The organism is Paenibacillus naphthalenovorans (genome assembly GCF_001465255.1).
Lineage (GTDB): Bacteria > Bacillota > Bacilli > Paenibacillales > NBRC-103111 > Paenibacillus_G > Paenibacillus_G naphthalenovorans.
On sequence record NZ_CP013652.1, the window covers coordinates 111,455 to 132,625 of the forward strand.

22 protein-coding genes are annotated in these 21,171 nt (G+C 49.0%); 16 read left to right on the top strand and 6 right to left on the bottom strand.

The window, feature by feature from the left end; all coding sequences use genetic code 11:
- Nucleotides 1–30: 30 nt before the first annotated feature.
- Nucleotides 31–2,604: an alpha-glucan family phosphorylase gene (gene glgP, locus IJ22_RS00555; RefSeq protein ID WP_062406419.1), complete on the bottom strand. Its 2,574-nt coding sequence runs from the start codon at nucleotides 2,602–2,604 to the stop codon at nucleotides 31–33.
- Between the two features lie 80 nt (nucleotides 2,605–2,684).
- Nucleotides 2,685–3,935, bottom strand: a complete 1,251-nt coding sequence (ylbJ, locus tag IJ22_RS00560; protein ID WP_062406421.1) for a sporulation integral membrane protein YlbJ — start codon at nucleotides 3,933–3,935, stop codon at nucleotides 2,685–2,687.
- A 413-nt stretch (nucleotides 3,936–4,348) separates the two neighbouring features.
- On the opposite strand from ylbJ, the gene IJ22_RS00565 reads away from it, so the two are divergent.
- Both IJ22_RS00565 and IJ22_RS00570 read left to right on the top strand, forming a co-directional pair.
- Nucleotides 4,349–4,723 (top strand): globin domain-containing protein, encoded by a 375-nt coding sequence (locus tag IJ22_RS00565; protein ID WP_062406423.1) that lies wholly within the window; start codon nucleotides 4,349–4,351, stop codon nucleotides 4,721–4,723.
- A 17-nt stretch (nucleotides 4,724–4,740) separates the two neighbouring features.
- A complete protein-coding gene (locus tag IJ22_RS00570; RefSeq protein WP_062406425.1) occupies nucleotides 4,741–5,442 on the top strand; it encodes a DUF2225 domain-containing protein in 702 nt (233 codons plus the stop codon).
- Nucleotides 5,443–5,537: 95 nt separating this feature from the next.
- Here the strand turns inward: IJ22_RS00570 and IJ22_RS00575 are convergent, their stop codons facing one another.
- Nucleotides 5,538–5,777: a hypothetical protein gene (locus tag IJ22_RS00575; RefSeq protein ID WP_054817610.1), complete on the bottom strand. Its 240-nt coding sequence runs from the start codon at nucleotides 5,775–5,777 to the stop codon at nucleotides 5,538–5,540.
- 3 nt (nucleotides 5,778–5,780) lie between these two features.
- Complete coding sequence (locus IJ22_RS00580; protein ID WP_062406427.1) at nucleotides 5,781–5,972, bottom strand: YycC family protein; 192 nt, start codon at nucleotides 5,970–5,972, stop codon at nucleotides 5,781–5,783.
- Nucleotides 5,973–6,133: 161 nt separating this feature from the next.
- Here IJ22_RS00580 and IJ22_RS00585 point away from each other — a divergent pair, with 161 nt between their 5' ends.
- The 13 genes from IJ22_RS00585 to IJ22_RS00645 all read left to right on the top strand — a co-directional run bounded on the left by IJ22_RS00585 (nucleotide 6,134) and on the right by IJ22_RS00645 (nucleotide 19,070).
- The gene (locus IJ22_RS00585; RefSeq protein ID WP_062406429.1) at nucleotides 6,134–7,924 is read left to right on the top strand and encodes a M3 family oligoendopeptidase; all 1,791 of its coding nucleotides are present in this window, start codon (nucleotides 6,134–6,136) and stop codon (nucleotides 7,922–7,924) included.
- Nucleotides 7,925–8,191: 267 nt separating this feature from the next.
- Nucleotides 8,192–8,848, top strand: a complete 657-nt coding sequence (locus IJ22_RS00590; protein WP_054817612.1) for a GntR family transcriptional regulator — start codon at nucleotides 8,192–8,194, stop codon at nucleotides 8,846–8,848.
- A 243-nt stretch (nucleotides 8,849–9,091) separates the two neighbouring features.
- Nucleotides 9,092–10,231 carry a mandelate racemase/muconate lactonizing enzyme family protein gene (locus tag IJ22_RS00595; protein ID WP_062406431.1) on the top strand — a complete coding sequence of 380 codons (1,140 nt, stop codon included), beginning with the start codon at nucleotides 9,092–9,094 and terminating at the stop codon, nucleotides 10,229–10,231.
- Between the two features lie 10 nt (nucleotides 10,232–10,241).
- Nucleotides 10,242–11,297, top strand: coding sequence for an Ldh family oxidoreductase (locus tag IJ22_RS00600; RefSeq protein WP_062406433.1), 1,056 nt, complete (start codon nucleotides 10,242–10,244; stop codon nucleotides 11,295–11,297).
- A 1-nt stretch (nucleotide 11,298) separates the two neighbouring features.
- Nucleotides 11,299–11,622, top strand: a complete 324-nt coding sequence (locus IJ22_RS00605; protein ID WP_054817614.1) for a UxaA family hydrolase — start codon at nucleotides 11,299–11,301, stop codon at nucleotides 11,620–11,622.
- Nucleotides 11,610–12,812: a UxaA family hydrolase gene (locus IJ22_RS00610; RefSeq protein ID WP_062406435.1), complete on the top strand. Its 1,203-nt coding sequence runs from the start codon at nucleotides 11,610–11,612 to the stop codon at nucleotides 12,810–12,812. The genes IJ22_RS00605 and IJ22_RS00610 overlap by 13 nt, the downstream gene beginning before the upstream one ends.
- Before the next feature lie 16 nt (nucleotides 12,813–12,828).
- A complete protein-coding gene (locus tag IJ22_RS00615) occupies nucleotides 12,829–13,710 on the top strand; it encodes a fumarylacetoacetate hydrolase family protein (protein ID WP_054817618.1) in 882 nt (293 codons plus the stop codon).
- Between the two features lie 28 nt (nucleotides 13,711–13,738).
- Complete coding sequence (locus IJ22_RS00620) at nucleotides 13,739–14,779, top strand: tripartite tricarboxylate transporter substrate binding protein (RefSeq protein WP_062406437.1); 1,041 nt, start codon at nucleotides 13,739–13,741, stop codon at nucleotides 14,777–14,779.
- Between the two features lie 65 nt (nucleotides 14,780–14,844).
- Entirely contained in the window at nucleotides 14,845–16,005 is a 1,161-nt protein-coding gene (locus tag IJ22_RS00625; RefSeq protein ID WP_062406439.1) for a mandelate racemase/muconate lactonizing enzyme family protein, read from the top strand.
- A 42-nt stretch (nucleotides 16,006–16,047) separates the two neighbouring features.
- A complete protein-coding gene (locus IJ22_RS00630) occupies nucleotides 16,048–16,503 on the top strand; it encodes a tripartite tricarboxylate transporter TctB family protein (protein WP_054817622.1) in 456 nt (151 codons plus the stop codon).
- 12 nt (nucleotides 16,504–16,515) lie between these two features.
- Nucleotides 16,516–18,021 (top strand): tripartite tricarboxylate transporter permease, encoded by a 1,506-nt coding sequence (locus tag IJ22_RS00635; RefSeq protein ID WP_062406440.1) that lies wholly within the window; start codon nucleotides 16,516–16,518, stop codon nucleotides 18,019–18,021.
- A 144-nt stretch (nucleotides 18,022–18,165) separates the two neighbouring features.
- On the top strand, nucleotides 18,166–18,558 hold the full coding sequence (locus IJ22_RS00640; protein WP_054817649.1) for a VOC family protein: 393 nt from the start codon (nucleotides 18,166–18,168) through the stop codon (nucleotides 18,556–18,558).
- A gap of 143 nt (nucleotides 18,559–18,701) precedes the next feature.
- Entirely contained in the window at nucleotides 18,702–19,070 is a 369-nt protein-coding gene (locus tag IJ22_RS00645) for a hypothetical protein (RefSeq protein WP_054817623.1), read from the top strand.
- Nucleotides 19,071–19,240: 170 nt separating this feature from the next.
- On the opposite strand, the gene IJ22_RS00650 is transcribed toward IJ22_RS00645, so the two are convergent.
- A complete protein-coding gene (locus tag IJ22_RS00650; RefSeq protein ID WP_054817624.1) occupies nucleotides 19,241–19,468 on the bottom strand; it encodes an alpha/beta-type small acid-soluble spore protein in 228 nt (75 codons plus the stop codon).
- A 98-nt stretch (nucleotides 19,469–19,566) separates the two neighbouring features.
- On the opposite strand from IJ22_RS00650, the gene IJ22_RS00655 reads away from it, so the two are divergent.
- Nucleotides 19,567–20,079 carry a hypothetical protein gene (locus tag IJ22_RS00655; RefSeq protein WP_062406442.1) on the top strand — a complete coding sequence of 171 codons (513 nt, stop codon included), beginning with the start codon at nucleotides 19,567–19,569 and terminating at the stop codon, nucleotides 20,077–20,079.
- Between the two features lie 106 nt (nucleotides 20,080–20,185).
- Here the strand turns inward: IJ22_RS00655 and IJ22_RS00660 are convergent, their stop codons facing one another.
- Nucleotides 20,186–21,148, bottom strand: coding sequence for a TIGR03943 family putative permease subunit (locus IJ22_RS00660; protein ID WP_054817625.1), 963 nt, complete (start codon nucleotides 21,146–21,148; stop codon nucleotides 20,186–20,188).
- Nucleotides 21,149–21,171: the final 23 nt, after the last annotated feature.

The window sequence follows — 21,171 nt, forward strand, 5'->3', positions numbered from 1 at the left end:
CCGGACATCTGCAGCAAGGCCCTTTGGACCTTAAAACTTAGTCACGAACGGCACCTCGAAACGGCGGGCGAAATTGGCGCTGACCGGAAGCACGCGGATGCTGAAATGCGGACCGTGCTTCAAATGTGAAGGAATCATGGCGCGGTAGACCACGGCGCCGTCGCCAAGCTGCCGCGCAGGCTCCATAGGTACGACGACCTGGTGCCAGCCGTCGGGTCTTTCTTCGTAGTGGATGAGCTCGATAGCGGTATCCTGGTACCAGATGGGGCCGAATCGGACCGTGGCCGTAACTTCTTTGAGCGGAGCCGTCGAGGTTGTCCCCGAGGGAGAGTTCAAGGTCCGCGGAGGCGTATCATTCACCTCGAGGACACGGACATGGTGCCAAGATTGATGAATGAACTTCTTGTAATCGGCCACCTTGGTCGCTTCGGCATAATCATTGTCCGCAAAAAGCTGCGTTCTCTGCAGTGAGGGAATATAGGTTTCATTCACGTAATCCATCACCATGCGGTCCGTGTTGTACACAGGGGCCAGAGTACGAATGGAGCGCTTCATCCGGGCGACCCATTGAGCGGGCAGGGGACCATGCTGATAATAGAGCGGCACGATCTCCTGCTCCAGCAGCCGATAGATCGATTCCGTGTTCTCCCGGTCTTGAGTCCACGGGTCGGCGTGATCATGGTTTTCGATGCTCCATCCGTTCGTGCCGTCATACCCTTCCTCCCACCAGCCATCCGGCACACTGAAGTTGATGACCCCGTTCATTGCCGCCTTCTGGCCGCTGGTGCCGCTCGCTTCGTACGGCCGGCGCGGATTATTGAGCCAGACGTCTACGCCCTGGATCAGGCTTTGCGCCAAGCTCATATCATAATTTTCGAGAAGAATGATTTTGCCGCGGAACGATTCCATCCGGGATACCCTGTAAATTTCACGAATCATCTCTTGGCCGGAGTGATCGGCCGGATGCGCTTTTCCCGCAAACAGGAACTGTACGGGCCGGTCCGGATGATTGACAAGCCGATTCAGCCGGTCCAGATCCGAAAAGATCAGTGTGGCCCGTTTGTAAGTGGCAAAGCGTCTTGCGAACCCGATCGTAAGAGCCTCCGGAGACAAGAAGGTTTGAACCGCCTCTATTTTCTCGGACGGCATTCCGTTTCGGCGCAGCTGCTCGCGGAGGTTGGCGTGTACGTGTGCAAACAAACGTTTTTTCAGTGTCAGGTGGACCGACCATAAGGACTCCTCCGGAATGGAATCGATCGATTTCCACACCTCCTTGTCCGTGTGTCGGGAAATCCATGTTTCCGGGAGAAACCGGCTGTACAGCTCCTTAAGCTCGGGAGCGAGCCAAGTCTGGAGGTGAACGCCGTTCGTAATATGCCCGATCGGCACTTCATGCACATCAATGTTCCCGTGAAACGCGCGGAACATATCGCGCGAGACATGGCCGTGCAGCTTGCTGACGCCATTGCGGAGAGCCGCCGTGTTCATGGCCAGATAGGTCATGTTGAACAATTGCTTGTGAACATCCCATCCGAGCTCTGTCAAAGCCGCCTTGGCGTGCGGGTATTCCGCAAACAAACGGCTGAAGTAATATTCGAACATCGGTAAGGGGAAAGCGTCATGCCCGGCTGGAACCGGGGTATGGGTCGTAAAAATGGTGCTTGCGCGAACAACCTCGAGCGCAACGTGGAACGGCAGCCCGTTATCCAGCTGCTCTTTCAACCGCTCAAAAGACAAAAAGGCGGCATGGCCTTCGTTAATGTGATACGTACCCGCAGCTATGCCCAGAGCTCTCAGCGCCTTCACGCCGCCTACGCCAAGCAGAATCTCCTGCGCGATGCGGACATCCTGGTTGCCGCCGTATAATTGCGAGGTCAGCTCCCGGTCCCAGGAGCTGTTGTCCTCCAAATCCGCATCAAGCAAAAAGACAGGCACCCGGCCCACCTGAACCTGCCATACTTTCAGCCGCACGGTGCGGTCCGCCATAGGCAAGGACACATAGAGTTCCTCCGGCGTCCGTTCGGCAGGGGGATTGGACTGAACCGGCGCCAAGGCCGGAACGATAGGCAGCCGGCTGACATGGCAGGCGGCGCTCTCGGCAAGCTGTCTGCCCTGGGCATCGAATTTTTGACGGAAATAGCCCTTTTTATATAAGAGTCCGATGCCCACAAGAGGAACGCCGAGATCGCTGGCCGATTTGCAGTGATCGCCCGCCAGTATACCAAGACCGCCCGAATAAATCGGCAGGGATTCGCAGAAGCCGAATTCGGCCGAAAAATAAGCGATGGTCTTTTGCGCATATTCGGGGCAGCGCTGCTCGAACCATGTGGGGGTACGGAAATAATGGTCGTATTGTTCCATCACCGTCCCGTACTTGTTCAGAAATTCACCGTTATGCGCGAGCGCATCGAGCACGGGCCTTTGGACCTCCATCAGCAAGCGGACAGGATTGTGTCCAGAATGCTCCCACAGCTCCGGATCAATCGCAGAGAACAGCGACTTGGCGCTGTCATTCCAACTGAACCATACGTTGCAGGCCAACTCCGACAATCGGTTGATGGCGGGAGGCAGTTCAATGCTTTTCGAATGAAACTTGGTATGCATGGTTTCACCTCTAACCAAAATTTTCACAAATTCAACAGATCAAGCAGCCCGGGCTTCGGTGTTCCTCCGGTTTCTAATGATTACATTCTCTTTATGAATCGTTTTCCTATGAAGCAACCAAAAGACAGCAGAAGCAGAAGGCCCAGTACCGAGGTGAACGTCAGAGCCGCGGCAGGCAGCGTGTGCTGCAGCAGCGTAGTCAAGGGACGCGTAACATCAGGTAAGGGGATAAAGGCGGTCAGGTTCGCGCGGTCCGGCCCCAGCGGCTTCCAAAGCACAATCACAAGCACGGCGGCCATCAGGCCGTGGATAAACCGGGCAACGATAAAAGGTATGTAGCGAAGGTCGGTATGATGCAGGATACTGACAATTTGTGCGTGAACGGAAAGACCTGCCCAAGATAAAACCCATGCGGCGATGGCGGTTTGGAACATCAACGGGATGTTTTCTGCGGCCCCGGCCGATTTGGCGCCCAGGGTCACCTCGAAAAATCCATTGACGACAGCCTGTGAAAGGGTCGGGGGCATGCCGAATAATTGAAGCACGGAGTCGATCGCGGCATAAAAGAAGACCATTACATGAGATGAAGTCATCACCTCCATGACGACGGAGAAAAAAACGACCAGACCGCCGACGACAAACATAAGCTTTAACCCGGAGTAGATCGCCTGCTGCAGCATGACTCCCAAAGAGCGTCCGTCCATGAGCCGGGCGTGATGCATGGCCTCAAAGGCACGGCGCAAAATACCGGTCCGGGACTTCTGAACGGAATATCCCGCACTTAAAGCGCTCGACTGACTTGGATTACCCGATGAAGGCTTGCCGTGAAACCGCATCAGCAGGCCGATCAGAATGGCGGAGCCGTAATGCGCGGCGGCAAGTACGGTTGCCAGCGCCGCATTGTGAAAGAAGCCGACCGATACGGCACCGATCAGGAAAATCGGATCGGACGACGTCGTGAAGGCTACGAGCCGTTCACCTTCCTCCCGGTTGATAAGCCGCTGTTCCCACAGCTGGGAGGTCAGCCGTGCTCCGATCGGATAACCGGAGGCAAAGCCCATCGCCATCACAAAGCCGCCGATGCCCGGCACGCGGAACAGAGGCTGCATCAACGGATCCAAAAGGGTGCCGAAAAAATGAACCATGCCTACACCGAGCATGATTTCGGAAATGACGAAGAAAGGAAACAGCGCCGGGAACAGCACATCCCACCAGATGGCTATGCCCCTTAGCGACGCATGAAAGGATTCGGCCGGAAAAGCCAGCATCAAGCAGGCAAGCATAGCGGCGAGAAGCGCCGCCGCGATCATCAAAGAGTCTTTGGTACGCATCGGTCCCCACCTCCTGTTCTGTAAAAAGCTTGTCATTCTGATATATGAAGGGGTGTGTGGAGACATGCCCGCCCGTTATACTGAATTTTCGGAAATGTTCAAGAAAGCGGATATAAGGTGCTGAATTGTACGGCATCCTATGGTACAATAGTACCTATATGAGAATAGGAGTGATCCTTATGTCGGGTGTAATTGCTGGAATTCTCGTATGCGCTTTTGTTTTCGTCATAAGGGAATCGCTGATGTCTTCCGGTGAAGAGGATGTATAGCATGTACCCATGTCCATATGTATAGGGTTTTGGCCAGTATCCGATGCTAAGGCTTATGCATTAGCATCTTTTTTTGCTACATGGATTACGGTTCGCGTCCTTGCAGGATTGCGCAGTTTATTGATTACGGGGAGGCGTTCGCTGATGTCCGAGTTCTATGAAGCGATGGGAGGGGCGGATGGGATCCGGAAGCTGGTGGAGGCGTTCTATCCGAAGGTTCAGGAGCATCCGCTGCTTGCCCCTTTGTTTCCGGAAGATATTGCTCCGGTGATGGAGAAGCAATATATGTTTTTGACGCAGTTTTTCGGAGGACCTCCGTTGTTTTCCGAACAATATGGACATCCGATGATGCGGGCAAGGCACATGGCCTTCCCCATTACGCCCGAGCGGGCTGAAGCCTGGCTCGGCTGCATGAAAAAAGCGCTTCAGGAAACCGGATGGGAACCGGATCTGCAGATGGCCGTGCTGGAGAGGCTGAAGGGGCCCGCTTTTCATTTTATCAACAGCTCAAGTAATTGAAGGAAGGGTATTTGTCCATGGTCGAACCGTTATTTCAAGTGAAAGTGGCTTGTCCCCATTGTGAAACGCATTTTCATACTTCTCGCGTCCGTCCGAGCTTTAAGAAGGCAGCCGGCACGGATACGGATTTTGGCGTACGCTATAAAGGCATCAATCCGAATTTTTACGTGGTTCGGATCTGTCCCCAATGCGGCTTCGCCAGCACGGAGAACTCGAAGGACCGGTTGTCGCCCGCCCAAAAAAAGGCGTTCCAAGAGAAGGTGGCCGCACAATGGAGCTACAAGGATTACGGCGGCGTTCGAACATGGAGTGAAGCTTTATACAGCTTCAAGCTTGCCCTTCTTTGCGCTCAAACGGTGGGTGAACAGGGAAGAGTAACCGCAGGGCTGCTGCACCACATCGTTTGGCTGTATCGCGAGAAGGGAGACGAAGAGCAGGAGAAGCGGTTTCTTCAATATGCGCTTGCGGAATATACCCGCGCATTCGAGACGGAAGCGGGAGAGATGAATAACGCCCGGCTGATGTACTTGTTGGGGGAACTTAACCGGCGTTTGAAAAATTATCAGGAGGCTGTGAAGTGGTTTGGCCGTGTCATTAACGACAAGAGTATTATGGATGCGGCGATGATTCATGCCTGCCGTGAGCAGTGGGCGGTTACCCGTGAGAACATGCTGGCGGATCAGGTGGAGTTCGATATCGAAGAAGTTCAGGAAAAATAGAGGCCCGAAAAAGCTTAAAGCTCCCGCATGACCATGGTCTGTCGGAGCTTTAAGCTTTTTATTCTTTTCCCTCGCAAGAAAAGCGGGAATGCGGTTCAGCTGTTTCGGCGAAGCGGGCGGTCCGCCAGCAGGTAGTCCTGGTCGGCATCAACCAGAGTCAATTTGTTTCGGCAGCACGGGAAGACGAGCAGTTTTTTTACCCCTTCCCGAAGTTCCGCCAGGTCTTTCGCTTTGAGTTTCAGCAGCACGTTGGCGGCCTGGCAGAAGGGGCAGCTTTGTACATATACGTCTTGTCCGATCCGATCATAAGGCCAAGTATGGGCAAATGGAATCATGGGCTACTCCGAGGTCGGACGGCCGGATTCCGGCGCATCGTTCTTTGCTGCGGATTCGTCCGGTTTTTTCTTGGCCAGCTCAGCCAGCTTTTGCATCAAAATGTGTTGGGGCATATGCATTAAATGCTCGATCGGAACGTTCAGTTCCCTGGCCAGTCTCTGGGCAGTCTCCGGAGAAATGGGAAGTGGTCTCATACAGCGGCACCCTCCAGTCTAAAGATCTTTAGACTCCATTTAATCATATTCGCGGCCTGCAATTCAACTGAAAAATAGGGCATCCGCACATTTGGGCCTGAGCCTGAATTATGGTTTAATGGAAAGGAATACATAAAATACGAAAGGTGAGGTGTTGCCCTATGCGGAGTCCATTGCCACAAACATGGGACTTGAATCGTTTTTTTGAGGGAGGAAGCCATTCTCAGGCTTTTGTGCAGTTTTTGGAAGGGCTTCGTGCGGATATTGCCGTCTTGGAGCAGGAGCTCGGCAGGCTGGCGTCCGGCCAGGCGTCGAATTTGGCAGCATCGCTGCCGTCAGTAGCCGGGCTGCTGCAAAAGGCTCTGCTTAAAATCCGCGAGGCGGATTCATTCACAGCTTGTTTGGCTGCGGAAAATCAGAACGACAAGCAGGCGGTTATTCTGGCGGGACAGGTCAGAACTATCGGTGCTGCCTATGCTTCCGCCAGTACACGGTTCGACGATCTGTTGACCCGAATCGGGAGCGTGGAGTGGAAAGCGCTGCTGCAGCACCCGGAGCTTCAGGGTATTGCCTATCCTCTTGCGGAGCGTAGGGCATTGGCGGCAGAAAAGCTTCCGCCGGAGCAGGAAGCATTGGTTAACGAATTGGCCGTCGACGGATATCATGGCTGGGGCGAACTGTACAATACGACCGTCAGCAAGTTCCGTGTACCGTTCGAGGAGAACGGCGCCGTCGTCGAGCTGTCTGCAGGCCAAGCCGCCAATAAGATGCACAGCCCGGACCGCGCCGTCAGGGAGAGGCTTTTCCATAGCTGGGAGGAAAGATGGGCGGAGCATGCCGATTACTGCGCCGATGCGCTTAACCATCTGGGAGGCTTCCGCATCAAGCTGTACGAGCGCCGCGGCTGGGACTCGATTCTTAAAGAGCCTCTCGCCATTAACCGGATGTCGAAAGAAACGCTGGATGCGATGTGGGGGGTTATAGAAGGCGGCAAAGACGTTTTTGTCCGCTATCTGGAACGGAAAGCGAAGCTGTTCGGCGTTCGGAAGCTGAGCTGGCACGATGTCGACGCACCGGTCGGGCAGGGAAGCATCCATTATAGCTATGATGAGGGCGCACAGCTGATTGTGGAGCAGTTCCACCGCTTTAGTCCGAAAATGGCCGATTTTGCCGTCAAGGCATTCGAGAACGGGTGGATTGAAGCGGAGGACCGTCCAGGCAAACGGCCCGGCGGATTTTGCACCTCGTTCCCGATCCATAAGGAGACGCGCATTTTTATGACTTATGCGGGTACGGCATCGAACGTGTCGACGCTGGCCCATGAGCTGGGTCACGGTTATCATCAGCATGTGATGAACGATTTGCCCGCGTTGGCCCAGGAATACGCCATGAACGTGGCGGAGACGGCGTCTACGTTCGCAGAGATGGTCGTGTCCGATGCGGCGGTAAAAGCGGCAGAGACGGAAGAAGCGCGGCTGACCCTGCTCGAAGACAAGATTCAGCGTTCCGTCGCATTTTATATGAACATTCATGCGCGTTTTCTGTTCGAAACGGCGTTCTATGAAGAACGGCGCAAAGGGCTTGTCGGCACGGACCGCCTGAACGAGCTGATGCTTTCGGCGCAAAAAACGGCATTCCGTGATGCGCTGGACCAATACCACCCGCACTTCTGGGCGTCAAAACTGCATTTTTATATTACGGAAGTGCCTTTCTACAATTTCCCATACACGTTCGGTTATATGTTCAGCACCGGCCTGTATGCGGAAGCGCTCCGCCGAGGAGCCGCTTTTGAGGACCAATATGTAGCGCTTCTCCGCGATACCGGCCGCATGACCGTTGAAGAATTGGCGCATAAGCACCTTGGCGTTGATCTGCGGAAGCCGGACTTCTGGCAGCAGGCCATGGACCTCTCCGTCGCCGATGTGCAGGAATTTCTGCGGTTGACCGAGTAGGGGGAATTTCCAAGGGTTATCTATGTACACAAAGAAGCAGAACCAGCAGGTTGAGGGTTCTGCTTCTTTGGCGTTATGTTATCCATCGTCAATGATGGGGTTGATGGAGGGGAGTCGTTATACCGCTGTTAAAAAAAATATATGATTTTACAAAAAAATATATTGTTGTATGGACAAGTGTGTGATATATTATTCTCATAAATAATATATTATTTTTAAAATTATATATGATTTTTATATTTGTAAAAAAGCTATGAGGAGAGCACAATGGCCCAAACATACAGAACCAAGAGGGAAAAAGTTTATTTAAGTTTACAGGATAAAATCATCAAAGGAGTCCTTCGTCCCGGCACAAGATTAATTATTTCTAATTTGGCCAAACAATTTGACGTGAGCGAGATCCCTGTAAGAGAAGCGATCCAAACACTTGCACATGAAGGGTATGTGTCCATAACCCCACATTCAGGTGCGACAGTAAGCAGTATGTCGGAAGACGATATACGCCAAATTTTTGAAATCAGAATCAATCTGGAAAGCTTGGCATCACGATTGGCAGTGGATCATCTTTCCAATTCACATATTAAAACACTGTATCAAATGATAGAAGATTCAAAGAACTTTTTACACAATCAGGATTTACAAGGGTATGGGGAATTTAATCGCGCCTTTCACGATTGTATATACCAACATGCCAATAATCAGCGTCTATTTACGATGATCAGTGAATTATGGGATTTCTCTACACGATATCCGGCCTTTTTCAGCAGTCTGCAGGATATTGAAAATTCCATCCGGGAGCACAAAGAAATTGTCGACGCACTCAACGATAAAAACGCAGACTTAGTAGAGAAATTAATGAGGGATCATACAAGAGATGTCTATCATAAAATCATCCGATTGGTCCAACAAGAGAATAATGAGTAAAAGGTTTAATCTTCATTAAACCTTTTACTCAGGATGAATGATGGCCAAACCAATACGAGAAAATGAAACCGCTTTATTTTTCTAATTTCTTACATATTTAAATTTCAACAGATTGAATTTTTATTGTTTAGTAACTGAAGGGGGTGGTAAGCAACCACAGGGTGCTTTTATCACGCGTGAACTTAAGATGGGTGGCTATTTCCACCAGTAAAAGTGACTACACTAATGGAAAGAGGTATGAAAATGAAAATTACAGAAGTATCGACTTATATTCTGAGGACCAAAATGGACAAGCCTTTTACTTCGGCAAGGGGCTGGTGGTATAAGACCAAAAACGCCATGCTGGTGAAAGTCACGACGGACGAGGGCATTGAAGGTTGGGGTGAAGCCTATGGTCCCGCCGAGATAACAAAATCAGTTGTCGATACGTTGCTAGCACCGACCGTCGTGGGGGGCAACCCGTTTGATACGGATATTTTATGGGAGAAAATGTATCAACGGGTAGAGGATTACGATCCGCAAGGCTTCGGTGTTGCAGGAATCAGCGCAATTGATATTGCGCTCTGGGACATTATGGGTAAAGCGCTGAAGCGTCCGGTATATGAGCTTTTGGGTGGAGCTCACCGCAAAAGCTTCCGGGCCTATGCCACGGGATTATACTTTATGTCGGAGGAGGGAGACTTTACAACCCCGTCGATTGAAGAAGCACTGGCTTATCAAGAACAAGGTTTTACCGGCGTCAAAATGAAGATTGCCCTTCCTCCAAAGGAAGAGATCAAACGTGTCGAACGGGTACGAAAGGCACTTAGTGAAGAAATTGAACTCATGGTCGATGCCAATCATGGCTATAATCTCACGAACGCTCTTCTTCTTGGTAAGGAATTCGAACAAATGGGTCTTGCGTGGTTTGAAGAGCCTGTTTCTCCACACGATTTAAATGCCTATAGCGATCTTCGAAGCAAGCTTTGTATTCCGTTGGCTGGTGGGGAAAATGCATTTACTCGTTATGCGTTTAAAGAAATAATCGAAAAACGCGCCATGGATATTATTCAGCCTGACGTTTGTTGTGCTGGAGGCATAACAGAGACCAAGAAAATAGCTCATATTGCAGAGGCATTCGGTATTAGCGTGATCCCGCATGTATGGGGTTCGGCCGTAGGTCTGCATGCAGCTCTGCATGTTATGGCCGCCTTGCCTCCAGCTCCTCATACGTGGCGTCCTGTGCCCATGTGGATGGAATATGAGCAAACTGAAAATCCGTTTAGAGATCACCTGGTCAATGAACCTGTAGTACATGATAAAGGGTATGTCAGCGTTCCTGAAGGACCTGGGCTTGGTTTTACAATCAATGAAGACATCATTAACCGCTACCGGATTGCGTAGGAGGCCGCTTATGATCATTAAGGCTCAAGTCTTAAGAAATTTTTACGCTAGTCTTCTTAGGGCTGTAGGAACCTCGTCAGAAGATGCCGAAATTACCTCCGATGCGCTTATTGATGCCGATCTTCATGGCCTTGAAACTCATGGCGCGTTAAGAATTCCTCCATACATCCGAATTGCTCGGGAGGGTGTGTTGGATGCTTCCGGAAAACCGGCGCTTGAATGGAGAAAAGGTGCGGTTTCATTGATTAACGGTAATAATGGGTGGGGTCAGCCAGCCGCTTTTATGGCGGTAAATGAGGTGATTTCCCATGCCAAAACGCATTTTGTCGGTGCAGCCGGGATCAAAAATACTAACCATATTGGAACATGCTCGTATTATGCAAAAATGTTGGCACGTGCGGGACTAGTCTGTTTTGTAACGACCAATTCACCGCCTAATATGCCCCCATGGGGCGGAAGCGAGCCAATTTTAGGCACGAATCCGATCTGTTTTAGCGCTCCGACCCCAGATGGTAAGGTTATCGTTATCGATATGGCAACATCGGTTGTGGCCAAAGGGAAAATATTGCTTGCTGCTGAACGGGGTGAAAGTATACCGGAAGGATGGGCACTTGATAAAAACGGCAAGCCAACGACAAGTCCAAAGGAAGCTTTGGAAGGCTCTCAACTTCCAGTCGGCGGACCAAAAGGTTATGGACTCGCACTATTTGCCGAAATTTTTTCAGGCGTTCTTACCGGAGCGAACATAGGAACCAACCTTCACAGCATGTATGATAAAATACTAAATCCGTCTGGTGTCGGGGCTTTTATGTTCGCCATCGATATCTCACCTTTCGGAATAGAGCAAGTGAATGCAAAGATGGAGCAATTGATTGGGATGGTCCTTGGTTCAGAGCTTGCCGAAGGATACCAAAGGATATATCTTCCCGGGGAAAACTCAAGCGAGATCGCGGAGGAACGGAAAGTCAAAGGCATTCCGATGAGTCCGTCCATTCTTGAAAAAATGAATCAAGTTGCCCAGGAACTAGGCGTAAATCCATTAAAGCCAGATGAAGGAGGGGCGTAACGTGTTTCAAGCGTTACAACTGCATGAAAAAGATAATGTTGCCGTTGCCGTAATTGATTGCCAAGGGAGCCTAACTATAACCGTTCAGCCTCCGTCAAATCAGCCGTTTTTCACCATTACAACCATAGAAGATATCCCATTTGGTCATAAAATCGCACTGCAGGAAATAAATAAAGGTGACATTATTACAAAATACGGCCGACCGATCGGACGATCAACAGCCCCTATTAAGATAGGTGGTCTTGTTGGGGTGCATAATATTGAAGGACTTCGCGGACGCGGAGATTTACAAGCTGCCGGAGGTGAGCGGCAATGGAGTTTCTAGGATTTGTTCGTCCGGGGGACGAGGCAGGGATTCGCAACTACGTCCTTGTTATCCCATCCAGCCGTCTTGTTAATATTGCGGCAACCCGGATAACACAGTATGTTGCCGGCACGAAGACCATCATGACGGGTGGAGAAAATGGCCGACACAAAAAAGATCGCGAAAGACTCAACAGACTTTACATTGGATTAGCAAAAAATGCAAACGTTTTCGCAACCATTGTACTCGGAGCAAGGAAAAACTTCGGTTACGCAGAATTGGAGCCGTATACCATTGCTCACGAAATCGCCAAAAGCGGTAAACCGGTTGAAGTGCTGACGGTTGAAAAATCAGGAGGTCTTGAACGTCTTGTCGAGGATGGAATTGACTTGGCTCGCCGTTTTGTCCATGGAGCTTCGATGGTTAAACGGGAGGCTGTCCCCATCGGAAAACTCGCGATCGGTGTGAAGTGCGGATTATCGGATGCGACAAGTGGAATAAGCGGTAACCCCTCTTTTGGTAAAGCTGCGGATCTTCTCATTGCCTCCGGCGGCACGGCTATATTTTCAGAAACGGTGGAAATCATTGGCGCGGAACTCGATGTTGCTGAACGCTGTGTAAACGAGCGTGATGCCAAACGACTGCTTGAAATGGTAAATGAGGTGGAGGAAGCGGCAAGATCTACCGGGGAAGATATCCGTACGATTAACCCTTTGCCGTCAAACATTGAAGCCGGTCTTAGCACAATCGAGGAAAAGTCGTTGGGAGCCATACAAAAAACGGGAACGATGCCTATCCAGGAGGTCCTGGAATATGCGGCACGTCCGACTAAAAAGGGTCTGCATTTTATGGATGGCTGGATGTCTTCCTTCTCGCTGCCTATGAGCCTCGCCGCAGCAGGCTGCCAGCTTACTATTTATCAGCTAGGAGGTGAAGATCTTCCATCGTATGATCCGCCTATGCTGGCTACGAATACGGGGGTTGTGGCTCCGCTCATGATGATCACAGGTAACCCTCGTACGGCAAGTAAAGCATGGCGTAGTATAGATTTTTCGTCGGGCGCCATTATCACAGGTGAATCGACGATTGAAGCGTCAGGAGAAGCATTATTTCAAAAAATACAAAGCATCGCCTCCGGAGAACTCACCAAGGGTGAGACTATCCGCTATACAGATCCTTTAGAACCTTACTTCTTGGGGCCGGTATTTTAATGATGGAGGTTTCAACATGAAGTTGGTTACGTTTGGTACTAGAGACAACAAGCATCATATTGGCGTGCTTAAGGATAACTCCAGTGTAATCGATATAAGGATGGCCTCAAACGATTTGGGAATCCCCCTTTCATTTGAAAGCATTATTCATATTCTTGAAGATCCGGAAGGGTTGGAGAAGGTTCAAAGGGTTATAGACGCTGCCGGGAAACATGCGGGGCCGTGGTATCGATCTTTAAACGATATAAAGCTTACTGCTCCTATTCCGCGCCCTGGGAAAATCCTTGGAGTCGCTTTGAACTATCATGATTTTTGTGTACGAGGAAAACTCGACACCCCAACAGCGCTTAAAGTATTTATGAAGGCACATAGCACCGTTGTCGGTCCGAATGATGCGGTACATGTTCCTCTGGAGAGAAAGGTTACTTATGAAGGAGAACTGGGTGTTGTTATCGGTAAGACCGGAAAACATGTTGCTTCCGCCGATGCTTGGGATCATGTTGCCGGATACCTGATCGTCAACGACTTTACAGCAAACGATTATATCAAAGAAGACGTTCAGCTTATGCGGGGTAAAAACCTTGATACGTTTTGTCCTATGGGCCCCTTCTTGGTTACTAAAGAAGAGATTGCCGATCCTGGCGCGCTCGCCATAAAGACGGAAGTTAACGGCATCGTTAGGCAAAACTCCAATACGTCGCGGCTTATATTTAAAATACCGGAAATCATCGAATATTTCTCTTCATTTCTTACTCTCGAGCCTGGAGACGTCATTGCTACGGGTACACCGGCAGGAACAGCATTGCAATTCGACCCACCGGCATTTGTGCAGCCTGGAGATGTTGTAGCCGTTACCGTGGAAGGGTTAGGCACTTTGACCAATATCATCAGATCATAAATATGAAACCATAAGGAGGAGTTTGTCAATGCGGTTTAATCAACGGAATTTATTATCTGCGCTCTGTATCATTTGTATGTTAGTGCTGGTAGCCTGTGGCCAAAATTCTCAGAGTACAGGCGGTCAAACTGCTGCAGTTCCAAATGACAAGGGGAAAAACAGTCAGGAGGGTAACAAATTCCCTCAAAAGGACATTACCATCGTTGTACCTTGGAACGCCGGGGGCGGCAATGATTTAATGGCCCGGAAGCTTCAAGCGATCTTCAAGGATGAACTGGATATTAGCGTGGTTGTTAAAAACGCTCCCGGCGGGAACGGCGTTGTCGGGATTACAGAAGTAGCGACTTCCAAGCCTGACGGATACACCTTAGGTGTGCATACGAGCTCCACTTTGAGCGTTATTGCTCTTGGACAAGCTTCTTTGAAATCGGACAAATTAACGAATATTGCTTTAATATCGGAAGATCCTCTTGTATTGGTCTCCAAAGCGGACGCCCCTTGGAACAATATGAAAGAATTGGTTGAGTATATGAAGACGAAGCCAAATCAAGTCAAGGTAGCGACACCGGGGACAAACAACGTAAACCACGCTGTTGCAGCAATGTTAGGCAGTAGTACCAATGTACAGTTCCAGCATGTTCCTTTTGACGGAGGAGCATTGGTTATTACACAACTCTTGGGTGGGCATGTGGATGTAGCTGTACTCAAACCGAGTGAAAGCATGTCACAAATTAAAGACGGTAATCTGAAAGCGATTGCAATTAATGCTGAAAAACGAATTGACAGTTTGCCTGATGTGCCAACCTTTAAAGAGAGCGGATACGATTTATTTACTTCCGGTGCCGTGAAACAAATTAGCTTTATCGTCGGACCTGCTGGTATGGATCCTGCAATACGCGAACGTTTAACGGAATTATTTAATAAAGCCATACAATCTGACGCATACCAGAAGTTCGCTCACGAAGGGGGATTTATCACCCCAAAGAAAACGGGTAGTGAACTGGATAAAGAAGTAGATACGCTTATAAAAGCATTGTCGGAAGCCTTTTCCAAAATATTCAAACCATAGGGCGTTGTAGAGACATGAGAGTAAGGGTGATCCAAAATCATAAATAATAAAAGGAGTCCTTTATAATGTCATCGACCAAAAACAATGTTATCGAACAAGTGACGGCCATGGTTTTTTCTTGTAGGTTTGATGATATAGCTCTTCGATTCGGGGTAGGCAATATGGTGAAGAGGGATTTGGTCCTCGTGAAAATCACCTGCAGTGATGGAACAATCGGATACGGCGAGGCTCATCATGCTCTAAGCCCTACATCAATTGCGGAACTCATTCGAAGCAGTTTAGCCCCTATTTTGATAGGAGAATCGCCTTTTAACACAGAGGGAATCTGGGAAAAAATTTATCGTCATCAAGTAGCTACTCATGGAGCTGGTACGGCCGTGGCCATCGCGATGAGCGGTATCGACATAGCGCTTTGGGACATCAAAGGAAAAATGCTGCAGCAGCCTGTTTATCGTCTGTTAGGCGGTGAACGGCGTAAGATCAGAGCTTATGCAGGCGGACTCAGTTTAGGCTATCAACCTCTTGAATCCCTGGAAAAAGAAGTGCAAAAATATGTTGAACAGGGGTATACCGCGATTAAGCTGCGTGTGGGCCAAAATCCGAAGAAAGATGCGGAACGTGTTTCTCATATACGCAAAACATTTGGTCCCCAACTGGATATAGCCGTTGATGCTGCTACGCGATATCACATATTGGATGTGCCGGAGGTTGTAAAGTTTTGTGAGGAGAATCATGTTTATTGGCTTGAGGAACCATTTACACCTGATAATATCCAAGCGTATCATGAATTAAGAAAGAGTACCCGAATTCCTATTGCTGCAGGAGAAAATCACTACACCAAATATCAATTCCGAGAACTGTTACAAGCCGGGACCATCGATATCGTGCAAGCTGACTGTACAAAAGCCGGTGGAATTACAGAAGTGAAGAAGATCTCGGACATGGCGGCAGCGTGGCATTTGCCGATGGCTCCTCATACAAGCCAAAGTATGTTAAGTACGGCAGCGAATATCCATTTGCTGTGCGCTATTCCCAACGCTTTGATTTATGAAGCGGATTTAGCGCTCGTGAATCCTTTTCGAGATGAAATGATCAAGTCACCGCTGATTGTCAAAGATGGTTATATTGAGCCTAATGATCGGCCGGGGCTTGGACTCGAGCTGGACGAAGAGGCATTAAGTAAATATCCGGGTCTCCCAGGCGCCTGTTATGTTTATAATCTCTAAGCAGACAGCATCAGGGAGTATTTTTCAAGAGGATGTGATGATGTGAAAGCGCAAAATGCAGGCGTTTGGGGAGGACTTGTCCTTTTGATTTATGCAGGAGTATTGTTTGTGGAATCTCTGTCCCTTCGTTATTACACAGCGTATGGGCCGGGACCGGGGTTCTTTCCAATATGGCTAAATGGAGTACTCATCATTCTAGCTTTAGGATATATTTGGCTTTCTTTACGAAAGGAAGTCATCTTGTTTAAAGATATTTTCCCGAAGGGGAAAGATTTGAAGAATGTTTTGTCTGTGCCGGTTTCGATTCTTATATTTATGCTAATTGTGAATACAACCGGCTTTGTTATCGGCTGTACCGTTTTATTATTTTTGGTGCTAGTCCGCCAATATAAATGGAATTTAGCTTTGGGCATTTCCTTGACCACCTCCGTTGTATTGTTTGTAGTGTTTGTTACATTGATGGAAGTTCCATTACCTGTTAATATTTTTGGTTGGTAAGGGAGGAGCGCAATGGACTCATTTGTGCAATTAATGAACGGTTTTGGGGCGGCGCTTACCTGGTGGAACCTGATCTATTGTTTTGTAGGAGTTACCGTGGGAATGCTAGTGGGCGTACTGCCCGGACTTGGCCCTACAACGGCAACCGCTTTGCTGATTCCTCTAACCTTTGGCATGGATCCCGTACCGGCCATTATCATGCTATCCGGTATTTATTATGGTTCTATGTATGGAGGTACAGTAACCTCTGTCTTAATCAATACACCGGGTGAAGCTGCTTCAGTCATTACATGTCTTGATGGATATCCCCTGGCCAAACAAGGGAGAGCAGGCGTGGCTTTGGGTGTGGCAGGCATTGGTTCATTTATCGGGGGGACCATTTCTATTTTAGGGCTTGTTTTTATAGGGCCTCCATTGGCGCAATTTGCCCTAAGGTTCGGTCCGCCGGAATTTTTCGCTCTTATGGTATTGGGATTAGTTACCGTCGTAGGTTTAATGGGAAAATCTTTAATCAAGGGAGTCATTGCGGCTTTTATCGGATTGAGTCTATCCTTAATCGGAATCGATCCGGTTTCCGGATCGGATCGGTTTACCTTTGGTGAACCCTATCTTCTTAATGGCTTAGATCTTGTATGTGTTGCGATGGGATTGTTTGGGCTTTCCGAAATCTTATTCGGCATGGAGAGGCTTTCCCAAAACCAAAAACCATATAAAGTTAAAGGTATTTTGCCACGAAAAGGTGAATGGAGTCCTACGCTAAAATCAATCAGCAGGGGAACGGGAATCGGATTTTTGATCGGTTTGATTCCAGGAACCAATTCGGTTATTCCAGCCATTCTTTCGTATTCTGTTGAGAAGAAGGTTGCCAAAGACCCTTCCCGGTTTGGCAATGGCGCTATTGAAGGGGTAGCGGGTCCTGAAACAGCGAATAATTCTTATAGTGGCGCAGCCCTTATTCCATTATTCACCTTGGGTATTCCTAGTTCTCCAACGATCGCAATTATACTAGGGGCCTTTATTATGCATGGACTTACACCGGGGCCGGCTTTATTCCATGAAAAACCGGATTTTGTTTGGGCTATTATTGCGAGTATGTTTATTGGCAACCTATTGTTGCTGATCATGAATTTACCCATGGCAGGATTTTGGGCAAAAATCGCGATGGTGCCTGAGAAATTGCTGTATCCCATTATTTTGGCGATTTCCATTTTGGGGTCGTATACCGTTACCAACAGTCTTTGGGGTGTGGGCGTCATGTTCGTTTTTGGAATCGTTGGTTATTTGCTGAAAAAATTGGACGTCCCCATGGCACCCATTATCTTAACATTTGTTTTGGGTAGGCTGATGGAAACTTCATTATTGCAATCGCTAAGAATTTTTAACGGAAATATGCTTGAAATCTTTTTACGTCCGATCGCAGGTACTTTATTTGGTATTGCGCTTGTAATTATGATTATCTCTATAGTAAGCGCTTTAAAGAAAAGAAGAACCATACTAGCCAGTGATGTAGAAATGTAAAGTGTTGGATAAATGGGGCAGTTTACCTTTAGGTGGACTGTCCCATTTATTATGGCCGGACTCGGAAGAAAGAAGTGTTGTCATTAAATAAGATTTTAAATATAGTAGTGATATCCGGTAAGAAAAAAGGGGCAAAGCAAAAGCATGCTGTCCATTCACTCGATACATCACGTCAGCCTGTGCGTCACGGATTTGGAGCGGGCCAAAGCATTCTATAAAGAGGTGCTGGGGCTCGAGGAGCTGGAGCGTCCTCCGTTTGATTTTGCCGGAGCATGGTTTGCCGTCGGCAGCGGCGGTCAGCAGCTGCATTTGATTGTTCATCCGGGAGAAACGATCAGGAAGAGCGGGATCGATACGCGGGACGGTCATTTGGCTTTGAGGGTGAAGAGCTATAAGGAAGCGCTGGCCTGGCTGGAATCCTGTGGCATCGAATACGACGCCAGGCCGCATCCCAGAGCCGGGTTTCCGCAAATCTTCATATTGGATCCGGACCGAAACATTATCGAGCTGAATAGCGATATCTGCGATATCGATTGACGATTTATGACAGGAACTGAGGTACCTGTATTTTTTATCAAATTTTTGTAAAATTCTGTTGAATAAATAGTTAAAATATCCTATAATAGGTCTACAGTCTCAGAAATACATAATATACCATTAATTCAAAAGAAAGGAGGATTGTGATGTTGGAGCAGCTGCCTTTGGCCCGACAGCTGGACTTGGTTTTCCGCGAGTTGAAGGAGGAACTCGCGCAGCTCACCTCTGGGACAGTATTCGTCCAAATTCGGAATAACATGATCGGTAAATTCGGAATTCGCCATTTTCCTTTGGAAACGAAGGGGACGGAACTGAAGAAAAACGAACGCGGACTGTCGGAAACCCACCAGCATTCTTTTCGCCAAACCGCGTTAGAATCGTTAAAGCTAAAGTGCTGGACGCATGGGGAAATTCAATTTGAGTTTGCTATGCGCCAAAATTTGTTGTGTACAAGCGTCATCTTCGAATCGAATTATAATATGGCAAGCTTGTATAACGGCTCGAAGCGGTAGGACTAAGACTCAGGACTTTATATTTTTTTAACCCATTATTCGTTATAAAGAACAGGCTTCCGGCGTTCCCGGAGGCCTGTTCTTTATATTCAGATTTCCGTTATAATAGAATGAAGCGAAAAAAGACGACCCCGTCCTGGAGCCGCCATTGATAAGTATTCGGGTAGTCATTATCTTGTGAATTTGCCTGCAAGCTGCTGCTCGGCAATTTGAACCAGACGACGTGTGATGTGGCCCCCAATTGCTCCGGTGTCACGAGTTGCCATGAAGCCATAGTACCCGTCTTGAGGAATTTGAATGCCCAACTCTTGAGCAACTTCATACTTCAATTGGTCCAAAGCCTGAGAAGCTTGAGGAACTACTAAAGTGTTGCTGCTGCGGGATTGTCCTGCGCCCATCGATCTCACCTCCGTTCATTAGGTAGTATGTTCCAAGGTAAAAATAATACCCACAAGAAAAATTGGTAAATGTCACCATATGGGGGTTGATGGAATAGATGAGTTTTCATTTGGTTTACAGCGGCTGGTCGTTTGACGCCGATTTACAGATCATTCAGGCGGATGTGCGGATGGAAATCGATGGGGAAATATTGATCGAGGAGCCGCTCTGTGTGGATGTGGGCCTGCCGGCCCTGCTGTTAAGTATGCATGAGGACGTTGAGCCCAATCGCTGGACGGATGCGGAGCGCTGGCATCAGGTGCCTTTTTTCGTCTGCGGCTGCGGCGATCCGGAGTGCCGGGCGTATTCCTTCATTGTCCGTCATCTTCCTGCGAATGAATTGGAACTGACGGAGGTGGAGGAGCGGCAGGATATGCCCCCTCGCAAGCTGGCCGGCTATGTGGTGGATGAAGCGGAATATGTAAGCCAGGTTCGTGCCATCGGTTTGGAGTTTCTCCGCTTTACGAAAGATCTGGACGGCTACCGGCCGTATTACAAAGATACCGTGGAAACCGTAAAAAGCCTTCTTCAGCGGTTGGAGCCGCCGGCCCGGAATGGATCGGCATCATAATATTCCTCAAGCGTAGAAAGCGAGGCTCCCCAACCACCCCATGAATCGGGGGTGGTTGGGGAGCCCTTTTTTACTTGGGTGCTATGTCAGAGTTGATTTTCCGGGCTTAAGCCCCAAAATCGAAGTTCGGATACACGTAAGGATTTTTCGACGGCTCCGCTTTGGTTACCTTCTCCACCTTCAATACCATAATCTCGATGTCGTTGAATGTGGTTTTGCCGATCGTCCCTGTTACCGTAACCCAACTGTCGTCGGCAAGCGCAGCCGCCCGGTCGTATTCCGCCAGCACCCCGAACGGGGCGGCATCGGCCGAACAGCATTGAATAGAGAAGCGCCCGACTACGAATTGGTTGTTTTTCATTTCTTCCTGACGGTAGACAAATCCGGTCATTTCCAGCTTCTTGCCGATAAACCGGTCGAGATACAGATCCACGGACGTCAACGTTTCAATGAAAAATTCTTCCCTGACCTGGATCAGCTCTTCCTGATACAGCTTTTTCGCATAGTTGGCATACTGCTCCGTAAATTTGTCGGACGGGAACATCTCGTTTTCCGACGCTGCAGTTCCGGAAACCGTACCGGAATCGCCGGGGCCAGGGTCTTCTGTCTTCGTCTCACCGGAATCCGCTTCGCTGCTGTCGGCTCCGGAGGCGCTATCCAAGGCAAGACCGTCCTTTTTGACGGAGCTTGAGCTGCTCAGGTTCATCCCCTTCTTGGCGGCCAGGCTGCTGCCAAGCGTTGTATCAGGGAGGAGAAACCCGATCAGCAGAGGGAAAGCAAACAGTCCGTAAATGATCGCGTTTTTGAAGAGCGAGCGGGACGGAAGGTGGTCGTGGCCGCAATCGCAGGAGGCCGCCGCCGGCCCGCGAAAGGCTTTTATTCCCCGATACAATTGATAAGCGGCAACGGCGTAAAATGCGATCGCGGACCATTTGACATAGCCGACCATGCGCGGCGCGATGTACAGCAGGATCAGGTCTGTTTTAACGAGATAGGCAATATAGACGGCGAAACCTAATAAAATGACCGCTTTTACCAGATGATGCAGGCTAAGCACACGAGAATTCACAGCGCACACCCCTTGTTTCTGTA

Excerpts from the sequence above, each read along its gene's own strand:
- glgP (WP_062406419.1), bottom strand. The coding sequence starts at position 2,604 with ATGCATACCAAGTTTCATTCGAAAAGCATTGAACTGCCTCCCGCCATC.
- ylbJ (WP_062406421.1), bottom strand. The coding sequence starts at position 3,935 with ATGCGTACCAAAGACTCTTTGATGATCGCGGCGGCGCTTCTCGCCGCT.
- IJ22_RS00565 (WP_062406423.1), top strand. The coding sequence starts at position 4,349 with ATGTCCGAGTTCTATGAAGCGATGGGAGGGGCGGATGGGATCCGGAAG.
- IJ22_RS00570 (WP_062406425.1), top strand. The coding sequence starts at position 4,741 with ATGGTCGAACCGTTATTTCAAGTGAAAGTGGCTTGTCCCCATTGTGAA.
- IJ22_RS00575 (WP_054817610.1), bottom strand. The coding sequence starts at position 5,777 with ATGATTCCATTTGCCCATACTTGGCCTTATGATCGGATCGGACAAGAC.
- IJ22_RS00580 (WP_062406427.1), bottom strand. The coding sequence starts at position 5,972 with ATGAGACCACTTCCCATTTCTCCGGAGACTGCCCAGAGACTGGCCAGG.
- IJ22_RS00585 (WP_062406429.1), top strand. The coding sequence starts at position 6,134 with ATGCGGAGTCCATTGCCACAAACATGGGACTTGAATCGTTTTTTTGAG.
- IJ22_RS00590 (WP_054817612.1), top strand. The coding sequence starts at position 8,192 with ATGGCCCAAACATACAGAACCAAGAGGGAAAAAGTTTATTTAAGTTTA.
- IJ22_RS00595 (WP_062406431.1), top strand. The coding sequence starts at position 9,092 with ATGAAAATTACAGAAGTATCGACTTATATTCTGAGGACCAAAATGGAC.
- IJ22_RS00600 (WP_062406433.1), top strand. The coding sequence starts at position 10,242 with ATGATCATTAAGGCTCAAGTCTTAAGAAATTTTTACGCTAGTCTTCTT.
- IJ22_RS00610 (WP_062406435.1), top strand. The coding sequence starts at position 11,610 with ATGGAGTTTCTAGGATTTGTTCGTCCGGGGGACGAGGCAGGGATTCGC.
- IJ22_RS00615 (WP_054817618.1), top strand. The coding sequence starts at position 12,829 with ATGAAGTTGGTTACGTTTGGTACTAGAGACAACAAGCATCATATTGGC.
- IJ22_RS00620 (WP_062406437.1), top strand. The coding sequence starts at position 13,739 with ATGCGGTTTAATCAACGGAATTTATTATCTGCGCTCTGTATCATTTGT.
- IJ22_RS00625 (WP_062406439.1), top strand. The coding sequence starts at position 14,845 with ATGTCATCGACCAAAAACAATGTTATCGAACAAGTGACGGCCATGGTT.
- IJ22_RS00635 (WP_062406440.1), top strand. The coding sequence starts at position 16,516 with ATGGACTCATTTGTGCAATTAATGAACGGTTTTGGGGCGGCGCTTACC.
- IJ22_RS00640 (WP_054817649.1), top strand. The coding sequence starts at position 18,166 with ATGCTGTCCATTCACTCGATACATCACGTCAGCCTGTGCGTCACGGAT.
- IJ22_RS00650 (WP_054817624.1), bottom strand. The coding sequence starts at position 19,468 with ATGGGCGCAGGACAATCCCGCAGCAGCAACACTTTAGTAGTTCCTCAA.
- IJ22_RS00655 (WP_062406442.1), top strand. The coding sequence starts at position 19,567 with ATGAGTTTTCATTTGGTTTACAGCGGCTGGTCGTTTGACGCCGATTTA.